Source organism: Kitasatospora sp. NPDC101155, assembly GCF_044768305.1.
In the GTDB taxonomy this organism is placed as follows: domain Bacteria; phylum Actinomycetota; class Actinomycetes; order Streptomycetales; family Streptomycetaceae; genus Kitasatospora.
This window is the reverse complement of record NZ_JBIWPN010000009.1, coordinates 277,734-298,745: the sequence shown is the minus strand read 5'-3', so window position 1 is coordinate 298,745 and position 21,012 is coordinate 277,734. Positions and strand designations below refer to the sequence as shown.

General features: G+C 70.9%; 20 protein-coding genes. 11 read left to right on the top strand and 9 right to left on the bottom strand.

Annotated features, from left to right (window positions below):
- Positions 1 to 107 precede the first annotated feature (107 nt).
- The 3 genes from pstC to pstB are packed head-to-tail and all read left to right on the top strand — an operon-like array spanning position 108 to position 2,975.
- Positions 108 to 1,085, top strand: a complete 978-nt coding sequence (pstC, locus tag ACIRYZ_RS16910) for a phosphate ABC transporter permease subunit PstC (protein ID WP_402944606.1) — start codon at positions 108 to 110, stop codon at positions 1,083 to 1,085.
- A complete protein-coding gene (gene pstA, locus ACIRYZ_RS16905) occupies positions 1,082 to 2,155 on the top strand; it encodes a phosphate ABC transporter permease PstA (RefSeq protein WP_402944604.1) in 1,074 nt (357 codons plus the stop codon). Before pstC ends, pstA begins: the two co-directional genes overlap by 4 nt.
- A gap of 43 nt (positions 2,156 to 2,198) precedes the next feature.
- Positions 2,199 to 2,975 (top strand): phosphate ABC transporter ATP-binding protein PstB, encoded by a 777-nt coding sequence (gene pstB / locus ACIRYZ_RS16900; RefSeq protein WP_393040364.1) that lies wholly within the window; start codon positions 2,199 to 2,201, stop codon positions 2,973 to 2,975.
- Between the two features lie 302 nt (positions 2,976 to 3,277).
- On the opposite strand, the gene ACIRYZ_RS16895 is transcribed toward pstB, so the two are convergent.
- Positions 3,278 to 4,273: an anion permease gene (locus ACIRYZ_RS16895; RefSeq protein ID WP_402944602.1), complete on the bottom strand. Its 996-nt coding sequence runs from the start codon at positions 4,271 to 4,273 to the stop codon at positions 3,278 to 3,280.
- A 5-nt stretch (positions 4,274 to 4,278) separates the two neighbouring features.
- Complete coding sequence (locus tag ACIRYZ_RS16890; protein ID WP_031064133.1) at positions 4,279 to 4,899, bottom strand: DUF47 domain-containing protein; 621 nt, start codon at positions 4,897 to 4,899, stop codon at positions 4,279 to 4,281.
- 358 nt (positions 4,900 to 5,257) lie between these two features.
- Between ACIRYZ_RS16890 and ACIRYZ_RS16885 the strand changes: the two genes are divergently transcribed.
- Positions 5,258 to 5,650, top strand: a complete 393-nt coding sequence (locus ACIRYZ_RS16885) for a metal-sensitive transcriptional regulator (RefSeq protein WP_387624893.1) — start codon at positions 5,258 to 5,260, stop codon at positions 5,648 to 5,650.
- A gap of 22 nt (positions 5,651 to 5,672) precedes the next feature.
- Here the strand turns inward: ACIRYZ_RS16885 and ACIRYZ_RS16880 are convergent, their stop codons facing one another.
- Both ACIRYZ_RS16880 and ACIRYZ_RS16875 read right to left on the bottom strand, forming a co-directional pair.
- Complete coding sequence (locus ACIRYZ_RS16880) at positions 5,673 to 5,867, bottom strand: hypothetical protein (protein WP_402944598.1); 195 nt, start codon at positions 5,865 to 5,867, stop codon at positions 5,673 to 5,675.
- Positions 5,868 to 6,086: 219 nt separating this feature from the next.
- A complete protein-coding gene (locus ACIRYZ_RS16875; RefSeq protein ID WP_402944597.1) occupies positions 6,087 to 6,986 on the bottom strand; it encodes a hypothetical protein in 900 nt (299 codons plus the stop codon).
- Between the two features lie 162 nt (positions 6,987 to 7,148).
- Between ACIRYZ_RS16875 and ACIRYZ_RS16870 the strand changes: the two genes are divergently transcribed.
- Positions 7,149 to 7,343 (top strand): hypothetical protein, encoded by a 195-nt coding sequence (locus ACIRYZ_RS16870; RefSeq protein ID WP_387624884.1) that lies wholly within the window; start codon positions 7,149 to 7,151, stop codon positions 7,341 to 7,343.
- 82 nt (positions 7,344 to 7,425) lie between these two features.
- On the opposite strand, the gene ACIRYZ_RS16865 is transcribed toward ACIRYZ_RS16870, so the two are convergent.
- On the bottom strand, positions 7,426 to 8,145 hold the full coding sequence (locus ACIRYZ_RS16865; protein ID WP_402944593.1) for a phosphatase PAP2 family protein: 720 nt from the start codon (positions 8,143 to 8,145) through the stop codon (positions 7,426 to 7,428).
- Positions 8,146 to 8,324: 179 nt separating this feature from the next.
- Positions 8,325 to 9,446 (bottom strand): NlpC/P60 family protein, encoded by a 1,122-nt coding sequence (locus ACIRYZ_RS16860; protein WP_402944590.1) that lies wholly within the window; start codon positions 9,444 to 9,446, stop codon positions 8,325 to 8,327.
- 248 nt (positions 9,447 to 9,694) lie between these two features.
- Here ACIRYZ_RS16860 and ACIRYZ_RS16855 point away from each other — a divergent pair, with 248 nt between their 5' ends.
- From ACIRYZ_RS16855 to ACIRYZ_RS16830, 6 genes are all read left to right on the top strand, one after another.
- Positions 9,695 to 10,045, top strand: coding sequence for a hypothetical protein (locus tag ACIRYZ_RS16855; protein WP_393031697.1), 351 nt, complete (start codon positions 9,695 to 9,697; stop codon positions 10,043 to 10,045).
- Between the two features lie 175 nt (positions 10,046 to 10,220).
- The gene (locus ACIRYZ_RS16850; protein WP_402944588.1) at positions 10,221 to 11,039 is read left to right on the top strand and encodes a hypothetical protein; all 819 of its coding nucleotides are present in this window, start codon (positions 10,221 to 10,223) and stop codon (positions 11,037 to 11,039) included.
- Positions 11,029 to 12,321 carry a hypothetical protein gene (locus ACIRYZ_RS16845; protein WP_402944586.1) on the top strand — a complete coding sequence of 431 codons (1,293 nt, stop codon included), beginning with the start codon at positions 11,029 to 11,031 and terminating at the stop codon, positions 12,319 to 12,321. The genes ACIRYZ_RS16850 and ACIRYZ_RS16845 overlap by 11 nt, the downstream gene beginning before the upstream one ends.
- 7 nt (positions 12,322 to 12,328) lie before the next feature.
- Positions 12,329 to 13,918 carry an SCO6880 family protein gene (locus tag ACIRYZ_RS16840; protein WP_402944584.1) on the top strand — a complete coding sequence of 530 codons (1,590 nt, stop codon included), beginning with the start codon at positions 12,329 to 12,331 and terminating at the stop codon, positions 13,916 to 13,918.
- 79 nt (positions 13,919 to 13,997) lie between these two features.
- On the top strand, positions 13,998 to 15,347 hold the full coding sequence (locus tag ACIRYZ_RS16835) for an ATP-binding protein (protein ID WP_402944581.1): 1,350 nt from the start codon (positions 13,998 to 14,000) through the stop codon (positions 15,345 to 15,347).
- 208 nt (positions 15,348 to 15,555) lie between these two features.
- Positions 15,556 to 17,355 (top strand): bifunctional metallophosphatase/5'-nucleotidase, encoded by a 1,800-nt coding sequence (locus tag ACIRYZ_RS16830; protein ID WP_402944578.1) that lies wholly within the window; start codon positions 15,556 to 15,558, stop codon positions 17,353 to 17,355.
- A gap of 81 nt (positions 17,356 to 17,436) precedes the next feature.
- On the opposite strand, the gene ACIRYZ_RS16825 is transcribed toward ACIRYZ_RS16830, so the two are convergent.
- The 3 genes from ACIRYZ_RS16825 to ACIRYZ_RS16815 form a co-directional block, all read right to left on the bottom strand.
- Entirely contained in the window at positions 17,437 to 18,921 is a 1,485-nt protein-coding gene (locus ACIRYZ_RS16825; RefSeq protein WP_402944576.1) for a sensor histidine kinase, read from the bottom strand.
- A complete protein-coding gene (locus tag ACIRYZ_RS16820) occupies positions 18,918 to 19,688 on the bottom strand; it encodes a response regulator transcription factor (protein ID WP_402944574.1) in 771 nt (256 codons plus the stop codon). The genes ACIRYZ_RS16825 and ACIRYZ_RS16820 overlap by 4 nt, the downstream gene beginning before the upstream one ends.
- 88 nt (positions 19,689 to 19,776) lie before the next feature.
- Positions 19,777 to 20,937 carry a S1C family serine protease gene (locus ACIRYZ_RS16815; RefSeq protein ID WP_402944572.1) on the bottom strand — a complete coding sequence of 387 codons (1,161 nt, stop codon included), beginning with the start codon at positions 20,935 to 20,937 and terminating at the stop codon, positions 19,777 to 19,779.
- Between the last annotated feature and the right edge of the window lie 75 nt (positions 20,938 to 21,012).

Genomic DNA, 21,012 nt, shown 5'->3' with positions numbered 1-21,012 from the left:
GGGCCGTCCCACCGGAACGCACCAACGACTCAGCACCAACGTCCGGGGCACCGCCGCCATGGTGCCGTCCCCCTTCCGGGGCGGTACCACCAGACCGGAGTAGACCAATGACTTCATCCTCCCCTGCCGCCCCGCGAGGCAGGGAACGCCGACCGCGTGACAGCCGCGTCGGCGACAAGATCTTCATGAACCTCGCCCGCGGCGCGGGCATCCTGCTGCTGGTCATCATGGCCGCGATCGCCGGCTTCCTGGCCTGGCGCTCGGGCCTGGCCCTCAGCAAGAACGACGGCAACTTCTTCACCACCTTCGAGTGGACGCCGGACGCCCCGAAGCCGGTCTTCGGCATCGCCGTCCTGGCCTTCGGCACCATCGTCAGCGCCCTCATCGCGATGCTGATCGCCGTTCCGGTGGCCATCGGGATCGCGCTGTTCATCTCGCACTACGCGCCGAGGCGGATCGCCCAGCCGTTCGCCTACCTGGTCGACCTGCTCGCCGCCGTCCCCAGCATCGTCTACGGCCTCTGGGGCGCGCTCTTCCTGGTCCCGCACATGGACGGTCTGACCAGCTGGCTGAACCAGTACCTGGGCTGGACGTACATCTTCGACCAGACCAAGACCGGCACCCCGCGCAACCTGTTCACCGTCGGCATCCTGCTGGCGATCATGGTCCTGCCGATCATCACCGCGGTCTCCCGCGAGGTGTTCCGCCAGGTGCCGCGGATGCACGAGGAGGCGGCGCTCGCGCTCGGCGCGACCCGCTGGGAGATGATCCGCACCGCGGTGCTGCCGTTCGGCCGCCCCGGCATCATCTCGGCCTCGATGCTCGGCCTCGGCCGCGCGCTCGGCGAGACCATCGCGGTCGCCGTGGTGCTCTCCGCCAACAACGTCCTGTCGCTGCACATCCTCGACGCGGGTGGCGGCACCTTCGCGCAGAACATCGCGCTGAAGTTCGCCGAGGCGGGCGACAACGGCCGCAACGCGCTGATGGCCTCCGGCCTCGTCCTGTTCGTCATCACCCTGCTGGTGAACGGCGCCGCGCGACTGATCATCGCCCGCCGTAAGGAGTACTCGGGGGCCAACGCATGACCACCGCAACGACCGTGCCCGCGGACGCCCGGCCGGTCAGCCGGACGCTGACCGCCAACCGGCTGCCCAAGTGGGCCCCGCCCGCCGTCGCCGTCGGCTCGATCGCCGTCGGCTGCGGGATCGGCGCCGTCGGCGGGCTGAAGAGCCACCTGCAGTGGGGCCTGATCTCGGCCCTGCTCTTCACGGTGGCCAGCTACCTGATCTCGGCCCAGGTCGAGGGCCGCCGCCAGGCCAAGGACCGGCTCGCCACCTCGGTGGTCTGGGTCGCCTTCATCCTGGCCGTCGTCCCGCTGATCTCGCTGACCGTCTACACGGTCCAGCAGGGCATCGACGTGGTGGACGGGAACTTCCTGAGCCACTCGATGAAGGGCGTCATCCAGACCGGCCCCGGCGGCGGGATCTACCACGCGCTGCTCGGCACCCTGGAGCAGGTCGGCCTGGCCACCGCGATGGCCGCCCCGCTCGGTCTGCTGACCGCCGTCTACCTGGTCGAGTACGGCCGCGGCCGGCTCGCCAAGGCCGTCACCTTCTTCGTCGACGTCATGACGGGCATCCCGTCCATCGTCGCCGGTCTGTTCGTCCTCTCGGTCTGGAACCTCGCGCTGGGCTTCAGCTACTCCGGCTTCTCGGGCAGCCTCGCGCTGGCGATCCTGATGATCCCGGTCGTGGTCCGGTCCACCGAGGAGATGCTCAAGCTCGTCCCGAACGAGCTGCGCGAGGCCTCGTACGCACTCGGCGTGCCGAAGTGGAAGACCATCCTGCGGATCGTCCTCCCCACCGCGATCGGCGGCATCACCACCGGTGTGATGCTCGCGGTCGCCCGCATCACGGGTGAGACCGCTCCGGTGATGATGCTGGTGTTCGGCGCCGACGCCATCAACACCAACCCGTTCGACGGACCGCAGCAGTCCCTGCCGATGTACATCTGGCAGCAGTACTCGGTGGTCAACAACGACAACGGCTATGCCCGTGCCTGGGGTGCCGCGCTGGTGCTGATCGCCTTCGTGATGGGGCTCAACCTCATCGCCCGGGGCATCGCACGCTGGCGCTCGCCCAAGGGCGGACACTGACCGACCCACTGACGTACGAAGACAGACGAGAGAAGCAACGATCATGGCCAAGCGCATCGACGTCAGCGGACTGTCGGCCTACTACGGCACCACCAAGGCCATCGAGGACATCTCGATGAGCATCGAACCCCGCTCGGTGACCGCCTTCATCGGCCCCTCCGGCTGCGGCAAGTCCACCTTCCTGCGCACCCTCAACCGGATGCACGAGGTGATCCCCGGCGCGCGGGTCGAGGGCAAGGTCCTCCTGGACGACGAGAACCTCTACGGCGCCAACGTTGACCCGGTCGCCGTGCGCCGCTCGGTCGGCATGGTCTTCCAGCGCCCGAACCCGTTCCCGACCATGTCGATCTACGACAACGTGGTCGCCGGGCTCAAGCTCGCCGGCGTGCGCAAGAAGTCCGTCCTGGACGAGGTGGTGGAGCGCTCGCTGAAGGGCGCCAACCTCTGGAAGGAGGTCCACACCCGGCTGAACAAGCCGGGTGCCGGCCTCTCCGGCGGTCAGCAGCAGCGTCTGTGCATCGCCCGCGCGATCGCGGTCGAGCCGCAGGTCCTGCTGATGGACGAGCCCTGCTCCGCGCTCGACCCGATCTCCACCCTCGCCATCGAGGACCTGATCGGCGAGCTGAAGTCGCAGTTCACCATCGTCATCGTGACCCACAACATGCAGCAGGCGGCCCGCGTCAGCGACCGCACCGCCTTCTTCAACCTGGCGGGCGTCGGCCAGCCGGGCAAGCTGATCGAGCTGGACGACACCCAGCGGATCTTCTCCAACCCGTCGGTCCAGGCGACCGAGGACTACATCTCCGGCCGCTTCGGCTAAGCCGGATCCCAGCTGTCCCGCGGTGCTGCATGGCGGTGCCGCCGCGGGGCATGAAGCAGGGCCCGCCCCCGAGATGTGGGGGCGGGCCCTGCTGTGTTGGTCGCCCGCTCGCCTCCGGGGCGCTCTGGCCCGGTGCCGACGGTCGGCGCTCTGGCGCTCGTACCTCGCTTGTCGCTTCTCCCTTTCGGCACCGGCGCGCCCCTTCGGCTCGGGGCGGGGATTCGCCCGCTCGCCTCCGGGGCGCTCGGACCCGGTGCGGCTCGGGGCGGGGAATCGCCCGAGAGCCTGCGGCCGTTCGGGGATCAGCCCCAGAACAGGTGCACGAACCAGTACATCAGCGCTGCGACGATGGCGGCCGCCGGCATCGTGATGAACCAGCCGAGCACGATGTTCTTCGCGACGCCCCAGCGCACCGCGCGGATCCGCTTGGTGGCCCCCGCACCCATGATCGCCGCGGTGATGACGTGGGTGGTGGAGATCGGCGCCTTGAAGACGAACGACGTGATGTACATGATCGCCGAGGAGGTGGCCTCGGCCGCGAAGCCCTGCGGCGGGTCCAGCTCGATGATCTTGCGGCCGAGGGTCCGCATGATCCGCCAGCCGCCCGCGTAGGTGCCCAGCGAGAGCATGGTCGCGCAGGAGATCTTCACCCAGACCGGGATGTCGCCGGTGGTCTGGTGGCCGGAGATGGTGAGCGCCATGACCACGATGCCCATGGTCTTCTGCGCGTCCTGCAGACCGTGCGCCAGCGCCATCGCGGCGGCCGAGGCGGTCTGGGCGACCCGGAAGTTGCGCTTGGCGCGGTGCGGGTTGGCCCGGCGGAAGATCCACAGGATCGCCAGCATCACCAGGAAGCCGCCGATCAGGCCGACCACCGGCGAGACGATCATCGGAACGACGATCTTGTCGAGGACCCCGTTCCAGATCACGCCGACCCCGCCGGCCAGCGCCGCGCCCACCATGCCGCCGAACAGCGCGTGCGAGGAGGAGGACGGCAAGCCGAAGTACCAGGTGGTCAGGTTCCAGGCGATCGCGCCGACCAGGGCGGCGAACAGGATCGCCATCCCCTGGTTGCCGGCGGGGGTCTCGATGATCCCCTGGGAGACGGTGTGCGCCACCCCGCTGCCCAGGAAGGCGCCGGCCAGGTTCATCACCGCGGCCATCGCGAGCGCGGCCCTGGGGGTGAGCGCCCGGGTGGAGACCGACGTGGCGATCGCGTTGGCCGAGTCGTGGAAGCCGTTGGTGTACGTGAAGAAGAACGCAACACCGATGACGGCGATGAGTGCTGCCATGTCCACGAGGGTCAGGACTCCTTGACCGCGATGGTCTCCACCGTGTTGGCGACGTGCTCGAACGCGTCCGCCGCCTCCTCAAGGACGTCCACGATCTGCTTGAGCTTGAGCACCTCGATGGCGTCGTACTGGCCGGAGAACAGGTGGGCGAGCAGCTTGCGGTGGATCTGGTCGGCCTGGTTCTCCAGCCGGTTGACCTCGATCCAGTACTCGGTGAGGTTCGACATGCTGCGCAGGTTCGGCATCGCCTCGGCGGTCAGCTCGGCGGCCCGGGCCAGCACCTCGATCTGCTGCTCGATGCCCTTCGGCAGGGTCTGGATGTCATAGAGGACGACCAGGTCGACGGCCTCCTCCATGAAGTCCATGATGTCGTCCAGCGACGACGCCAGGCTGTAGATGTCCTCGCGGTCGAAGGGCGTGATGAAGGAGGAGTTCAGCTGGTGGAACACCGCATGGGTGGTGTCGTCCCCGGCGTGCTCGGCGGCGCGCATGCGCTCGACGATCTCCGCGCGGGCCGACACGTCTGATCCCAGCAGTTCCAGCAGGAGCTTCGAGCCGACGACCAGGTTCTCCGCGGCGGCGGCGAACATGTCGTAAAAGCTCGTCTCCTTCGGGGTCAGGCTAAAACGCACGGAAATCTCCGATGTGCGGGGTAGGGACTGAACGATGCTAGGTGCAACCAAGCGCAATCGCGCAAACGGGGTGGCGGGGAGGGAGGCGGACCCTCCCCTTCCGTTCGGCTGCCGCACCGGCCCACCCGGACCGCACAGCCGCGTGCGGACATGAGCATCAGTCTGACGGAACCTCGCCCGGATTTCCCCCGTCCTGCGCGTGCGGGACCGGGGCGCCGCTCAGACGGGTGAACCGCGCGACGGCCCGTACCAGGCGCTTCGGCACATGCCGGGTGGGCCGTCGGAACACCATGGAAGGCCCCGGTGTTGGACACTGGTGGCCGACGCAGCCACCAGGCACAGAGACGAAGGCGGGCCGATGACCACGACGCAAGCGCGCACCGAGCCGGACCACGCGCACGGGACCGACCCCCAGGCCGGCACCCCCGCCGTACCCGCGGCCGCCGCAGGACATCACGGCGGGCACGGCCCGCACGGCTACAGCGCGCAGAAGGACGCCCACCTCAAGCGGCTGCGCCGGATCGAGGGCCAGATCCGCGGCCTCCAGCGCATGGTCGACGAGGACGTCTACTGCATCGACGTGCTCACCCAGGTCTCGGCCAGCACCAAGGCCCTGCAGTCCTTCGCGCTCTCGCTGCTGGAGGAGCACCTGCGGCACTGCGTCGCCGCGGCCGCCGAGCAGGGCGGCGTCGAGCTGGACGCCAAGGTCGCGGAGGCCTCGGCCGCGATCGGCCGTCTGCTGCGCAGCTGAGCCGCCGGCCCCGGGCCGTCCGCTAGTCGCCTTCCCGCTGGTCGCCCTCCCGCCGACCCGGGTCCACCCGGTCCAGCAGCACCTCGTCGATCCGCTCGGTCGGCAGCCGGTCACCGCTGCTGGCCGTCGCGGCGATCATCAGCTCGCCGGCCAGCTCGATCTCGTCGAGGGCCGCGTCGTCGTGGCCACCGCTGCGGCCGCCCGTGGACGACACCACCTGCACCACCCCTTCAGTGCCTCGCCAGCCCGGGCGGCAGCCACCCGACGTCCAGCCTAGGCACTCCGGGGCCCGTCCACATGGCACGGACGGGCCATCTCGGCGCCGCCGAAACGGGTGGCCGTCGCTCCCCGGACGGCCATCCGCTCCGGCCGCGCCCCGTCTCGCCCCGCAGCCGGAGCACTGCCCCGGCAGGACCCAGGGCGTGTCGGACACGCCCTACTTGGGGCTCTCCGAGGGCTTCATCTGGTAGATGTCCGAGGCCGGCGGCTCGGCTGCCTCGACCGGCTTGCCGAAGTCCGACAGCGAGGTCGTCGAGGTCACCTTCACCTGGTCCTTGGCCTCCTTCGAGCCGGCCACCCCGGCGAAGGTGAACACCTCGACCACCTTGTGGAGCCGGCCCTGGTCGTCCAGCCAGGCGTCGTACGGGACCTCCTTGACGGTGAAGGTCTGCCCTCCCATCCGCAGGCCGTCGCCGCCCCGGCCGCCCGTCGCGTCGGCCGCCTTCGCCAGGTCCAGGGTGCCCCGGTAGTGGTGCAGCGAGGCCCCGTCGACGCTCTCGGTGCCGACCAGGTCGGCCTTCTGCACCCCGCGCAGCGCACCCGCCGCCGAGGCCGGGTCGGTGGCGCCGCTGCTGACCAGGTTGCCGTCAGGCAGCTGGCGCACGTCCAGCTTGACCCACTTGCCGGCAGGCACCTTGGCACCGCTGTTCTGCAGGTAGACGGTGCCCGGCAGGACCACCTCGACGATCTTCCCGGTGGTCGCGGCGCCCGGCGGCACCTGGACCTCCAGTCGGCCGATCCGCTTCACGTAGTCGTAGCCACCGCTCCCGCTGAAGGAGGCCTTCTTGTCCGCGGACTCGGTGACCAACTCGGTGGCGGTGTGCGCGGAACCGGTGCGGCCGGTGACGTCGGCGGCGTTGCGCACCGCCGTCAGCGGGTCGGTGGCCAGCTGGTCGGGGACGCTCGCCCCCTGGTCCGAGGAGCCACCGCCGGAGTGGCCCGAGCACCCGGCGACCCCCGCGGCCAGGACGGCGGCGAGCAGGGCGGCTCCGGCCGCCGAGCGCAGGTGCGGCCCAGGACGGCGCGCCGGCCGCCCGGTTCGCTGCTGGTCGGTCATCTTCATCCTCGCGACAACCCCCTCGGGCCCGACTGCCCTGCCGGGACACCACCGGGTGGGCAGAGCTCTTTCCGGGCAAACGAGTTGAGGAGCGAAGGGTTACGGGGGCCGGCGGAACCCGCGCGTCGCGCGGGGGTTGTCCGGCACGTTACGGTGAACCACGTGCACAGTGAGCTGCCGGCGCCTCCCGGCACCACCCGGATGCCCGAGCACCGTGTGGCGATCAGCGAACGCGGTTCCTTCGCCTTCGCGACCTGCAGCTGCGGCTGGTACTCCGCGGCCCGCCGCTCGCGCGACCTGGCCCGCCGGGAGGGCGCCGGACACCTCGCCGAGTTCGACGGCGGCGAGCCGGACTAGACCGGACCGGACCCCTTCCCGGCGACGGGCTCCGGTAGGTTCCGGCGGGCCCTGGCAGACTCCTGAGGCCCCTGTCGGACGCTCAGGCCGCGAGGTCCGACTCCGGCGGCTGCTCCTCGGCACGCACCGCCCCGCGACCGCGCCGACGGCCGCGCGGGGCCGCGTCGCGGGCCGAGTCGCCGCGCTCCGGCGCCCGGATCAGCGGGGCGACCGCCGTACGGCTCAGCGCGTGGCAGAACGGGACCAGCACCGCCATCGCGATCGGCGCCAGCAGCAGCACCACGGCCACGGCGAGCGCGAAGCCGCCGATCACGTCGGTCGGGTAGTGGACGCCCATGAACATCCGGCAGAAGCCCTGCAGCAGGGCCAGGCCCCCGGCGATCCAGCCCAGCCTCCGGTTCACCAGGAACAGCGCCACCGCGACGGCCATCGTCATGGTCGAGTGGTCGCTGACGAAGGAGTGGGTGCCGGCCTTGCCGTCCACCAGCACCAGCAGCCCGGGATGGTCGACGAAGGGCCGCGGCCGGTTCACGATCGCGGCGATCGGCAGGTTGGCGAGCTCGGCGACGGCCACCGAGAGCGGGACCCAGAGCAGGCCGGCGATCGCCACCGGCGCGTCCGCTCGGCGCCTGGCCTGCAGCCAGGCCACCAGCCCGAGCATGGCGAGGCCGATCAGGATGCCGTACTCGCCCACCCAGGAGACCAGGTGGTCCAGCCACTGCGGGGAGCGCTTGGCCAGGCCGTTGACGGCGTAGAGCAGGCCGAGGTCGGGGTTGGTCGTGTCGGCAAGCGGCGTCGACACGCCGCACCTCCTTCTGGTCCGCAGCAGCTGATCGTTTCGGCCGGGGCCCGCCCGGCGCGGAAAGCTGACGAGGGGCCACCGGACCCAACGTCATCGCCGGGGCACAGCGTTCCACGGAAACGCGCGGTTATGGAAACTTGACTCAGCGTCCACAGGGCACACACAGGTCGACGGCCGGCTCAGCCGCCCCCGACGGGTCGGCCCGGCCCGGCCGGCGCGGGCGGGGCGGCGACCGCCGGGGTGGCGGGCGCGGACGGGGCGGTCGTGCCGGGGCGGCTCGGAGCGTTGACCGCGCCGCTGTTGTTGCGGGTCGGCAGCGCCTGGGCGCCGTCCGAGGTGACCCGGGTCGCGCCGATGTACTCCCTGGTGTCGATCTTGTCGTAGCGGATCACCGCATTGGTGTGCGGCGCGTTGATCATGTAGCCGCCGCCGACGTAGATCCCGACGTGGTGGATGCTGCGCGGATCGCCCAGGTCCGTCGCGAAGAACACCAGGTCCCCCGGCCGCAGCTGATCGCGCGACGGGTGCGGACCGGCGTACCACTGGTCGTTGGCCACCCGGGGCAGGGTGATGCCCACGCTGCCGTACGCGGCCTGGGTGAGCCCGGAGCAGTCGAACTGCCCGTTCTGCGAGGGCAGGCCCTCACCGCCCCACATGTACGGCGTACCGAGCTTGGTCTGCGCGAAGTAGATCGCGGCCGCCGACTGCGCGGAGACCTCCACCGGCGCGGTCGGCGCGGTGAAACTGCGGGCCATCGCCTGGATGTTCCGCACGTAGCCCTGGGTCTCCTTGTACGGAGGGATGCCCCTGTTCTTCGTCACCGCGTACGGGCCGGCGTTGTAGGCGGCCAGCATGTTGGCCTGCGGGTCGCCCGGCACACCGGCGACGTCCTTGGCCAGCGCGCAGTCGTAGACCGCCGCCGTGGCGATCGCGTCGTACGGGTTCCAGACGTCTTTCTTGCCGTCCCCGTCGCCGTCCGTGGCGTACACCGGCCAGGTGTCCGGCATGAACTGCGCCATTCCCTGCGCCCCGACGCCGGATTGGGCCTTGGGGTCGAAACCGCTTTCCTGGTACAGCTGCGCCGCGAGCATCGGCGGGGAGATCTCCGGGCAGAGCGATCCCCACTTCTGGATCGCGTCCTGGTAGGCGGCCGGAACGGTTCCCGGAGAGAGGGCGGAACGATTCGCCGACTGCTGTGGCGTCCCACTCGCCGCATAGGTCCCCATCGTCACCAGACCGATGAACCCGAACGCGACAACTCCCGCAGCGGCGGCGGCCGTACCGGCCTTCCGGAGTACCATCAGCACCATCCCGACGAATCGTCAGTCGAAGTGTCCCGGAAGGCGTTGCTCACCGCAATCATCAGAGATACAAAGAGTGAGCGCTATCCTTCGTACGGTGGACATCCTCGCGTACGTGTCCGGTGCCTCACGACCAATCCGCGAGAAGTAGCCAAGTCGACATCAGATCTGGCCAAGAATAGGCACCGACCCTTCGCGCGGGCGGGGTCAGGGCCCTTGAATTTGCCTGATCGGGCGGTGAGATGGAAATGAACCTGAGCAGCGTGCACACCTATGCGGTCGGCCACCTGGCCGACGACCCACCCAAGAAGCCGAGCATCGACACCATCATCGGCGGAATCGCCCCGGACTGGGGGCCGTTCGCGAGCCTCGGGTCGGAGGCCCGGGTGATGGTCGAGGTCATCATGGCCGTCGCCATCCTCGCCTGCCTCGGCATCGCGGTCTGGGGTGCCGCCAAACAGCGGATCGGTGCGACCGCGATGCGTGACAGCTTCGGCGCCGAACAGGGCAAGGGGCTGATCATTGCCGGGCTGACCGGCGTGTTCATCATTGGATCACTCGGCACTCTGTTCACCATTGTCTACGGCATGGCGATCTGACGATCTGACGATCAGGCAGCAGTGAGTCGGCCCGCCTGAGGACAGGTTCCCGCCCGTACCTCCCCAGTGGCCGACCCGCCCAGGAGTCCACCCCCGTTCCCACCCCCCGTCCGCGCCCGCCCCCGGACGGAGGGCCCCCGGAGCCGCCCCGGCTCCCCGCACCAGGAGGGCCGCCGTGCCGTTGTCCGACGACCAGCCGCACACCCGTACGCGGCTGCCGGTCGGCGAACAGCCCTCCTCACCGCCGCCCCTCGGTCAGTCACGCCCGCTGCGGGCCCTGCTGACCGTCCTTGTGGTCGTCACCCTGCTCGTCGTGGCCATCTCCATCGCCAACCGCAGCAAACCCGACCCCGGCAGCAGCGGCGGCGGCTCCGCGGACCGCGCCGCCCCCAGCGCCCCCGCCGGCGCCGGTCCGCCCCCCAGCGGCGACCAGCCCGTCGGCACCACCGTCAACGGCATCGCCTCCGGCTTCCCGCACACCGAACAGGGCGCCCAGTCCGCCGCCACCAACTACGCGGTGGCGGTCGGCTCCGCGGACATGTTCCGCGCCGACAGCCGCCACGGCATCATCGCCACCATCGCCGACCCGGGGGCGGTGGGCGCGCTGCAGAGCCGGCTGGACCAGGGATTCGGCGGTGACACCGCGGCCCGCTACGGCCTCGACGCCCAGGGCCGGGCCCCCAAGGGCCTCACCTTCGTCAGCCGCACCGTCCCGGTCGGCACCAAGTCGACGGGCTACAACGACGCGGACGCCAAGGTCGAGGTGTGGTGCACCGGCCTCACCGGCCTCGCCGGCGAACACTCCGTCCAGCCGGTGACCGCGAACTGGTTCACCCTCACGCTCTCGCTCCACTGGGCGGGCAGCGACTGGAAGCTCACCGACTTCGCCAGCAGGCAGGGGCCCGCGCCGATGCCCGGAGACCAGCAGGCCGCCACCGCCGAGGAGATCACCGGCGCCGTCCAGCAGTTCGGGGGGTTCCGCTATGCCCGTTGACCAGACCTCACGTCGTTCCACCGCACGCCGCGCGGGCACGGTGGCCGGTTTGTTGGCCACGCTCCAGGTGACGGCGATGCTGGCGGCCCAGCGGGTGTTCGCCGAGCCGACACCGACGCCGACACCCACTGGTACCGCGAACCCCAACTGCCCCGACCTGCCGATCTCCGGGAACGGCATCCTCTGCGTCGACAAGCCTGGTGGCGGCTCGCTGCCCGGCGGCGGCACCGTCAACAACGTGACCGATCCGCTCGGCTCGCTCGCCAAGGGCTGTGCCCAGGCGGCGGCCTGGGTGGTGCGGAAGCTGTCCGGGGCGATCGACGGGACGACGCAGGTGGACTTCACCAATGCGTCGTTCCTGCAGCAGTACGCCGTGGTGTTCGCGGTGTCGACGGTGATCACGCTGGTGCTGTGGCTGCTGGCGGTGACCAAGCGGGCGGTGCGGGGGGCGCCGCTGACGACCGCGATCTCGGAGGCGATCGGCTTCCTGTGGCTGACCGTGGTGGCCTCCGCGTTCACGCCGCTGATCCTGTTCACCGTGGTGAGCGTGACGGACGGGCTGACCAAGGCGATCGCGGTCGGGACGAAGTCGGACACCGGGACGTACCTGGGCGGGTTCGCCGACACCCTGGAGAAGGGGGACGTCGGCGGCGGCCCGCTGATCCTGGTCATAGTGTCGCTGGTCGCGGTGCTGGCGGCGGCGGTGCTCTGGATCGAGCTGGTGATCCGGGCGGCGATGCTGTACGTGGGCGCACTGCTGGGGACGGCGGTGTACGCGGGGCTGGTGGACCGGCAGTTGTGGAAGCACGTGCGCCGCTGGGCCGGGATGATGCTGGCGGTGGACCTGGCGAAGCCGATCATCGTGATCATCCTGGGCCTGGCGGGCGCGGTGGCGACCGGCGCCGGGGTCAACGACGACTTCTCCCGGGTGCTGTCCGGGCTGGCGATCCTGTTCCTGTCGATCTTCGCGAGCGCCGCGGTGTACCGCTTCGTCCCGTCCTTCGGTGACGAGATGCTGAACATGCGTCGGGCCCGGGCCAGCGCGGTGCAGGCCGGCTCGGCGATGATCAACGGCACCGCGAACCTGATGAAGCAGGGCATCACCACCCACGGCGACCGCGGTCCGCAGGCGGCCGGCTCGGGTGGCGGGGGTGCGGGCGGCGGTTCGGTCGCGCCCGGCATTGCCGCGCACGCCGGCCGGACGCCCGCCCCACCGCCGCAGGCCGGGCCGCCGCAGGCCCCGGTTCCGATCCGCGACAGCAATCCAGCGAAGGGAGGGTGACGGGTAAGTGAGCAGCGAACCACTCGGCCAGTACGGTGCCCAGTACGCCCAGCCGTACGTGCACCAGCGCCGCACCTACCTGATCGGCAAGGCCCGCCCGAATGCGGTGATCGGCAGGAACCGGGAGTCCGGGGAGATCCTGCTGATCATCTTCGGCGCGTTCCTCGGGATGCTCTGGGGCCTGCTGATGCCGATCCTGCCGCTGCGGATCGGCGGTCTGCTCGGCCTGCCCCTGCTGGCCATCGCGGCGGTCTACGTGCCGTACCGCAAGCGGACCTTCTACAAGTGGGTGGAGATCAACCGCACCTACCGTCGGACGGCCCGCAGCGGACGCGGGCTGTGGCGGTCGGACGCGATGGACGCGGGCACCCGGATGGACGGCCGCGAGGTGGAGATCGGCCCGCCGCCCGGGGTGGGGCGGCTGCGCTGGCTGACCGCGCCGTTCGGGCCGGACGAGGTCGGGGTGCTGATGCACCTGGAGCGGCGGACGGTGACCGCCGCGATCGAGATCGAGGGCCCGGGCGTGGGCCTGCGCGACTCGGAGGACCAGGAGGCGCTGGTCGACCGCTTCGGCACGCTGCTGAAGCACGTCGCCAACGGGGACGGCTTCGTGACCCGGCTGCAGATCCTGGCCCGCACCCTGCCGGCCGACCCGGACGCGCACGCCAAGGACGTGGAGCGGCGCGGCGACCACGACGCCCCGCGCTGGCTGAAGGAGTCGTACGACCAGCTGCAGTCGATGGTGTCGACCTCCTCGGAGCAGCACCGGGCGTACCTGGTGGCCTGCATGCACTACACCCGCGACCTGGCCGCCGAGGCGCACGCGATGGGGCGCAGTGCCTATGAGAAGCGTGCCGCCGGCGGCCCGTCCCGGGACGACGACGGGCTGGCGGCCGTGATGGCCCGCGAGCTGACCGACATCTGTGCCCGGCTGGCCGAGGCGGACATCCGGGTGCGCCAGCCGCTGGGGCAGGCCCGGCTCTCCTCGCTGCTGCACTCGATGTACGACCCGGACCACCCGATCGACCACATCCAGGCAATGTCCCGGCGCAACGCCTGGCCGGCCGAGCTGGACGCGACCCACCCGCAGTACCTGAGTGCGAAGACCCGCGAGTCGGCGACCCGGGAGCCGTGGTGCCACGCCACCGCGTGGATCAAGGAGTGGCCGCTCACCCCGGTGGGCGTCAACTTCCTGGCGCCGCTGCTGGTGCACACCCCGGACGTGATCCGCACGGTCGCGGTGACGATGGACCTGGAGCCCACCGACGTCGCGATCGAGCGGATGCTGACCGAGAAGACCAACGACGAGGCGGAGGCCAGCCGCGCGGCCAAGATGAACCGCACGGTCGACCCGCGCGACCTGGCCCACACCGGTCGGGTGGACCAGCGCGGTGACGACCTGGCCTCCGGCGCGGCCGGGGTGAACCTGGTCGGCTACATCACGGTCTCCTCGCGCAACCCCGAGGCGTTGGCCCGCGACAAGCGGACCATCCGGGCCTCGGCCGGCAAGAGCTACCTCAAGCTGGAGTGGTGCGACCGCGAGCACCACCGGGCCTTCGTCAACACCCTGCCGTTCGCCACCGGCATCCGCCGCTGACCGCCGCGCACGTTCACCCGCTGCGCTTTCCCACCCACTGCGCTCGTCCACCCCTACCGCTGGCACCAGGAGGCCGCCCATGGCGCTCGGCAACCTCACCGACGCGTTCACCAGCCTGATGTTCGGCAAGGTGGAGACCACCCGGCTGCCGGTGCGCACCTCCACCGGCCAGGCGCAGGCCGTCTACCTGCCCACCGCGGCGCCGGGGTTGGGCGACTCGGGCGTGATCATCGGGCGTGAGGTGTACAGCGGCAAGGGGTACGTGTACGACCCCTTCCAGCTGTACGGGCAGCAGCTGCCGGCCCCGCACTGGCTGGTGCTGGGCGAGTCCGGCAACGGCAAGTCGGCACTGGAGAAGACGTACGTGCTGCGGCAGTTGAGGTTCCGCGACCGCCAGGTCGTGGTGCTCGACGCGCAGGGTGAGGACGGCGTCGGCGAGTGGAACCTGATCGCCAACGCGCTGGGCATAAAGTCGATCCGGCTGGACCCGATGGCGGCCCGGGACGGCGGGGTGAAGCTCAATCCGCTGGACCCGGCGATCACCCAGACCGGCCAGCTGTCGCTGCTGCGCACCATCATCGAGGTGGCGATGGGTCGCGGCCTGGAGGAGCGGGCCGGGTTCGCGCTGAAGGCCGCGCACGCCCATGTGGTGGCCTCGGTGAAGGATCGTCAGCCGGTGCTGGACGACATCATCGACACCCTGCGCAACCCCGACCTGTCGTCGGTGGAGTCGCTGGGCGTGGCGGTGGACGAGGTGCAGTCCTGGGGTCTGGACGTGGCGCTGGTGCTGGACCGGCTGGTCGACGGTGACCTGCGCGGCATGTTCGACGGGTCGACCACCGAGGGCATCGACCTGGACGCGCCGCTGATCGTCTTCGACCTCTCGCACATCGACCGCAACTCGATCGCGATGCCGATCCTGATGGCGATCGTCGGGGTGTGGCTGGAGCACACGTGGATCCGGCCGGACAGGAAGAAGCGCATCTTCCTGGTCGAAGAGGCCTGGCACATCATCAACAGCCCGTTCGTGGCCCAGCTGTTCCAGCGGCTGCTGAAGTTCGGCCGCCGGCTCGGCCTGTCCTTCGTCGCGGTGGTCCACCACCTGTCGGACGTGGTGGACGGCGCCGCGGCCAGGGAGGCCTCGGCGATCCTGAAGATGGCCTCCACCCGGACGATCTACATGCAGAAGGCCGAGGAGGCGCGGGCCACCGGCCGGGTGCTGGGTCTGCCGCGCTGGGCGGTGGAGATCATCCCGACCCTCTCGCCCGGCATCGCGGTCTGGGACGTCAACGGCAACGTCCAGGTGGTCAAGCACATCATCACCGAGACCGAGCGGCCGCTGGTGTACACCGACCGCGCGATGACCGAGGACGCGGTGGCCGAACGGGTGCGGGCCGAACGGCAGTTGGCGGCCGAGCCGGGGGTGTGAGCGGCGCCCCGGCCGGGACGCCGGGGGCGGCTTCTCCGCGGTCCGCGCACCACTCGGACGGCGACGGTTCGTCAGCAGGTAATCGTCTTGTTACGTCCGACGCCCTGACAGCTACGCGCGTTGACTCTAGGCTGCACACGCACAACACATGCCCGAACGCCGGTGCTGTCCGCCGCCCGGCGCTCCTCCAAGGTGCAGGGGACCCCTCATGCTCACCGTCAGATCACGACGGACGGCGCTCGCCGTCGTCGCCGCCGCAGGTCTGTTCGGCACGGTGGCCGTGCCGACGGCCGCCCAGGCCGCCGACGCCAACGCCAAGCGCCACAAGACCGTCAACCTCCAGCTGCTGGCGATCAACGACTTCCACGGCAACCTGGAGCCGCCGGCCGGGTCCTCCGGCACGGTCAAGGAGGTCGACCCGGCCACCGGTCAGGTCGTCTCGACCCCGGCCGGCGGCATCGAGTACCTGGCCACCGAGCTGCGCCGGGCCCGGATCCCGGCCGACGACTCGATCACCGTCGCGGCCGGCGACATCGTCGGCGCCAGCCCGCTCACCTCGGCGCTGTTCCACGACGAGCCCACCATCGAGGCGATGGACAAGCTCGGCCTGGACGTCACCTCCGTGGGCAACCACGAGTTCGACCAGGGCGCGGCGGAGCTGCTGCGCAAGCAGGAGGGCGGCTGCCACCCGACCGACGGCTGCTACGAGCCCGGCCGCACCTTCAAGGGCGCCAACTTCAACTACCTGTCGGCGAACGTCACCGACGAGCAGACCGGCAAGCCGCTGCTGCCCCCGTACTGGGTGACCAAGTCGCAGGGTGTGAAGATCGGCTTCATCGGCGTCACCCTGGAGGGCACGCCGAACATCGTGACCGCCGAGGGCGTCAAGGGCCTGAAGTTCGCCAACGAGGTCTCCACGATCAACAAGTACGCCGCGGAGCTGAAGGCCAAGGGCGTCAACTCGATCGTCGCGCTGATCCACGAGGGCGGCTACCCGGCGAGCAACGTCTACAACTACGACTGCGGCCCGGCCGGCCAGGGCATCTCCGGTCCGATCGTCGACATCGCCAAGAAGATCGACCCGGCGGTCGGCGCCATCGTCACCGGCCACACCCACAACGCGTACGCCTGCACCATCCCCGACCCCAACGGCGTGCCGCGCTCGGTGACCAGTGCCGCCTCCTTCGGCCGGCTGTTCACCGAGATCGACATGAAGCTGGACAAGACCACCGGCGAGATCGTGCGTCCCTCGGTCAGGGCCGAGAACCACGTGGTGCGCCGCACGGTCGAGAAGGCTCCGGACATGACGGAGCTGATCAACCGCTACGAGAAGCTGGCCGCCCCGATCGCCAACCGCCCGATCGGCTACATCTCCTCGGACATCAACGGCCGTGGCAGCGGCGACCTGGAGAAGCCGCTCGGCGACGTGATCGCCGACGCGCAGCTGGAGGGGCTCGCCCCGGCGCCCAAGGGCGGGGCGCAGGTGGCCTTCATGAACCCCGGCGGCATCCGCTCCGACCTGGTCTACAAGGCCTCGGGGAGTGAGGGCGACGGCGTGGTGACCTACGGCGAGGCGTTCACCGTCCAGCCGTTCACCAACATGATGCAGGTCAAGACGCTGACCGGCGCCCAGCTGATCCAGCTGCTCCAGCAGCAGGTCAGCGGCCTCAACGACGCCGCGCCGAAGGTGCTCCAGGCGTCCTCGAACCTGCACTACACCCTGGACATGCGCAAGACCGGCGCGGACCGGGTCCTCGTCGACTCGATCCGGCTGAACGGCGCCCCGGTCGACCCGGCCGCCAAGTACCGGGTCGCGGCCAACGAGTTCCTGGCCGGCGGCGGCGACGGCTTCCCGGCCTTCGCGGCCGGCACCGACAAGCTCGTCGGCGCCTCCGACCTGGACGTCTTCACGGCCTACCTGGCGGCCCGCAGCTCGGCGGCCTCGCCGCTCAAGCCGCCGACGCAGGACCGGATCAAGGTCCTCGGCCCGGGCAGCGACATCGACTGACCGTGAGCCGATCCTGAGGGACGGGCGGGGCGCTGTCGGGGCGCCCCGCCCGTCCTGTTTTCCGCTGTTCGGGCTTTTCCGCTATTCGGGCGCCGGCCCGCCGGGCAGCCGTACGGTGGCCAGCGCGCCGGGGCCGCCGTCCCCGGCCGGGCCGAGGGTGACCTCGCCGCCCGCCTCCCGCACGCTCTGCGCGACGATCGACAACCCCAGGCCGGAGCCGGGCAGTTGGCGCGAGGAGGGGGAGCGCCAGAACCGGTCGAAGACGTACTGCAGCTCGTCCGGCGGTATGCCCGGGCCGTGGTCGCGGACGGTCAGCACGCCCTGCTGCAGTCGCACTTCGATGGTGCCGCCGGGCGGGCTGTACTTGACCGCGTTGTCCAGCAGGTTGATCACGGCACGCTCCAGCCCGGCCGCGTCGCCGTGCACGAACCAGGGCTCGGTGCTCGTCTCGAAGACCAGCCCCGGCCCGCGCAGCTTCGCCCGCTCGACGGCCCGCCCGGCGATCTCGTGCAGGGCGACCACGGTGAGGTCGGGGCCGGCCTTCGGGGCGTCGGGGCGGGAGAGCTGGAGCAGGTCACCGATCAGGACGGTGAGTTCCTGCATCTGCGCCTTCATGTTGCCGAGCAGCTTGGTCTTGGTCGCCGGGGGCAGCGGGCGGCCGGTGTCGTTGCTGCGGATCAGCAGGTCGACGTTGGTGCGCAGCGAGGTGAGGGGCGTACGGAGCTCGTGGCCCGCGTCGGCGATCAGCCGGGTCTGGCGCTCGCGGGAGTTGGCGAGGGCGGTGCTCATGGAGTTGAAGGAGGTGGACAGGCGGGCGATCTCGTCGTCCCCGTGCACCGGGATGGTGGTGCCGACCTCCTCGGTGCGGGCGATGTGCTCGACGGCGTCGGTGAGTCGGTCGACGGGCTTGAGGGAGGAGTGGGCCACCAGGCGTCCGGCGACGGCGGCGAGGAGGATGCCGCCGAGGGAGACGGCGCCGAGGAGGATGGCGAGGCCCTGGAGGGAGCTCTCGACGGACTGGGTGGGGGTGGCGACCATCACCAGCACCGGGCCGAGGGAGTGGTTCTGGAAGGTGGAGATGCGGACGACGGCAGGATCGCCGTTGGTGTACGTGCCGTCGCGGATGATCGACTGGCCGGGTTTGAGGTGGTATGCCGCGGTGTCGCTCGACTTGAGTACGACGGCTCGGCTCGCGGGTTCGGGGAAGCAGACCTGGCCGGTGTTCGCCAGAACGAACTGGACGTCTCTGAGTACGGGACCGTTGCTCTCGGACGGCGAGGTTCCCTGTGGCGTCAGCGCCGCCTCCGGGGAGGAGGCGCAGTACAGCACAGGGGCGGGGCGGGGTTGCGGAGAGTTCAGCAGGTCCGTCCGGACCTGGTCGTACAGCTGCTTGTCCACGATGAACCAGCACGCCAGCGCCGACATCGCGATGGCGACCGCCACCGCCGCCGCGCTCAGGAAGGCGAGGCGGCCGCGCAGCGAGCGGGAGCGGAGCCAGCGGACGACGCGCCTGCGGCGACCGGGCGCGCGGGGCGGTGCCAGAGGGGGAGGCGGAACGGTGCTCACGCGCTCGTGCCGGCGGCAGGGCGCAGGGCGTAGCCGACGCCTCGTACGGTCTGGATGAGGCGCGGCATGCCGCCCTGCTCGGTCTTGCGGCGCAGGTACATCACGTACACGTCCAGGGAGTTGGAGGAGGGCTCGAAGTCGAAGCCCCAGACCGCCTTGAGGATCTGCTCGCGGGTGAGGACCTGGCGGGGGTGGGAGAGGAACATCTCCAGCAGCATGAACTCGGTGCGGGTGAGTTCGACCGGCTTGCCGGCGCGGGTCACCTCGCGGGTGGCGGTGTTCATCCGCAGGTCGGTGAAGGCGAGCACCTCGCTCTCGTCCTCGGCGGCGGCGCGGGCGGCGGCCTCGGCGGCGAGGGCGTTGCGGCGCAGCAGGGCGCGGACGCGGGCGAGCAGTTCGTCGAGCTCGAAGGGCTTGGCGAGGTAGTCGTCGGCGCCGACGTCGAGGCCGGTGACGCGGTCGCCGACGGCGTCACGGGCGGTGAGCATCAGCACCGGGACGGTGTCGCCGCGGGAGCGCATCCGGCGGACGGCGGTGAGGCCGTCCATCCGGGGCATCATGATGTCCAGCAGGACGAGGTCGGGCTTGTCGCGTTCGACGGACTCCAGCGCCTCGTAGCCGTCGGTGGCGGTGGCGACCTCGTAGCCCTCGAAGGCGAGGCTGCTCTCCAGGGCGTCCCGGAGGGCGGGTTCGTCGTCGACCACGAGGAGCCGGGCGGACGGGTGGCCGGCCTCGGCGGGGGTGCGGTCGTCGGCGGACGGGGTCATGGGCTGGTGCCCTTTCTCGTCGGGTGGAGGGCCTGCTGGGAGTAATTGTCCGCCTCGCGGACTCCTACCGGCTCTTACGGATTGTGGCTCACAGGTTCTGGCCGGCTTCGAGCTTCGGCAGGACCTGCTTGATGTCGTTGATCGGGATGGCGAAGCCGAGGCCGACGCTGCCGGCCGTGCTGCTGCCGCCGCCGGCGGTGGAGTTGGCGCCGTTGGGGGCGTACATGGCCGAGTTGATGGCGATGACCTGGCCGTTGGCGTTGATCAGCGGGCCGCCGGAGTTGCCGGGGTTGAGGGCGGCGTCGGTCTGGAAGGCCTTGTAGGTGGTGGTGTCGCCGCCGCTCTGCTGCTGCGGGATGCTGCCGCGCAGGCCGGGCAGGTTGGGGAAGCCGAAGCCGCCGTTGTTGCCGGTGCTGCCCTCGTCGAGCTGGACGGTGACGTCGCGGTTCTCGGCGCTGATGATGCCGGAGGTGACGGTGCCGGTGAGGCCGTCGGGGTTGCCGATGGCCACGACGGGGTCGCCGACGGCCATGGCGGAGGAGTCGCCGAGGACGGCGGGGGTGAGCTTCTTGCCGCCGGTCGCGGTGATCACGGCGGCGTCGAGGTTCTTGTCGGTGCCGGTGACGGTGGCGGGCGCGGTGGAGCCGTCCTTGAAGGTGACGGTGATCCGGCCGCCGCCGGCCGCGGTGTCGATCACGTGGAAGTTGGTGAGGATCTGGCCGCCGGTGTTCAGGACGACGCCGGTGCCGGTGGCGGTGCCGTTGCCGCTCTTGACGGTGATCTGGACGACGCTGGGCGACACGGCGGCGGCGATGGCCGGCACGTCGGCGCTGCCGTCGGAGCGGGCGGCGACCGGGCTGGCGATGGTGCCGACGCGGTTGCCGGAGGACTGCCGGTCGGCGGTGACGACCCCGCCGGCGACCCCGCCGATGACGGCGGCGATCGCGGCGACGGCGGTCACCAGGGCGAGCCGTCCGCGCAGCAGGCCGCGCCTGGCCCGGCTGCCGTGGCCGGGGTCCGAGGGGCCCGAGGGGTGGCCGAGGACGGTGGGCGGCTCGGGCGGGATCGGCGGGGGAGGGGGCGGTCCGTCGAAGCTGCCGCCGGAGTGGTCCTCGTGGTAGGCGTACCCGGCGCGGGGGTCGGTGCTCCCGGTGCTTCCGGTGCCGCCGCCGAGCACGGTGCCCTCGATGACGCGGCGCGGGTACGGGTCGTGGTGCTCGCCGGGGTGGTGCTGCTGCTGTTCGCTCATGCCGACCAAGGTCCGCCTGGCGGATGAGGACCGGATGAGAAGCGGCTCAGAAGGGTCCGAGAAGCCCGTTCGGTT

Coding starts and splice junctions, on each gene's coding strand:
- ACIRYZ_RS16815 (WP_402944572.1), bottom strand. CDS start 20,937: ATGAGCGAACAGCAGCAGCACCACCCCGGCGAGCACCACGACCCGTAC.
- ACIRYZ_RS16855 (WP_393031697.1), top strand. CDS start 9,695: ATGAACCTGAGCAGCGTGCACACCTATGCGGTCGGCCACCTGGCCGAC.
- ACIRYZ_RS16885 (WP_387624893.1), top strand. CDS start 5,258: ATGACCACGACGCAAGCGCGCACCGAGCCGGACCACGCGCACGGGACC.
- ACIRYZ_RS16845 (WP_402944586.1), top strand. CDS start 11,029: ATGCCCGTTGACCAGACCTCACGTCGTTCCACCGCACGCCGCGCGGGC.
- ACIRYZ_RS16820 (WP_402944574.1), bottom strand. CDS start 19,688: ATGACCCCGTCCGCCGACGACCGCACCCCCGCCGAGGCCGGCCACCCG.
- ACIRYZ_RS16835 (WP_402944581.1), top strand. CDS start 13,998: ATGGCGCTCGGCAACCTCACCGACGCGTTCACCAGCCTGATGTTCGGC.
- pstB (WP_393040364.1), top strand. CDS start 2,199: ATGGCCAAGCGCATCGACGTCAGCGGACTGTCGGCCTACTACGGCACC.
- pstA (WP_402944604.1), top strand. CDS start 1,082: ATGACCACCGCAACGACCGTGCCCGCGGACGCCCGGCCGGTCAGCCGG.
- pstC (WP_402944606.1), top strand. CDS start 108: ATGACTTCATCCTCCCCTGCCGCCCCGCGAGGCAGGGAACGCCGACCG.
- ACIRYZ_RS16830 (WP_402944578.1), top strand. CDS start 15,556: ATGCTCACCGTCAGATCACGACGGACGGCGCTCGCCGTCGTCGCCGCC.
- ACIRYZ_RS16875 (WP_402944597.1), bottom strand. CDS start 6,986: ATGACCGACCAGCAGCGAACCGGGCGGCCGGCGCGCCGTCCTGGGCCG.
- ACIRYZ_RS16860 (WP_402944590.1), bottom strand. CDS start 9,446: ATGGTACTCCGGAAGGCCGGTACGGCCGCCGCCGCTGCGGGAGTTGTC.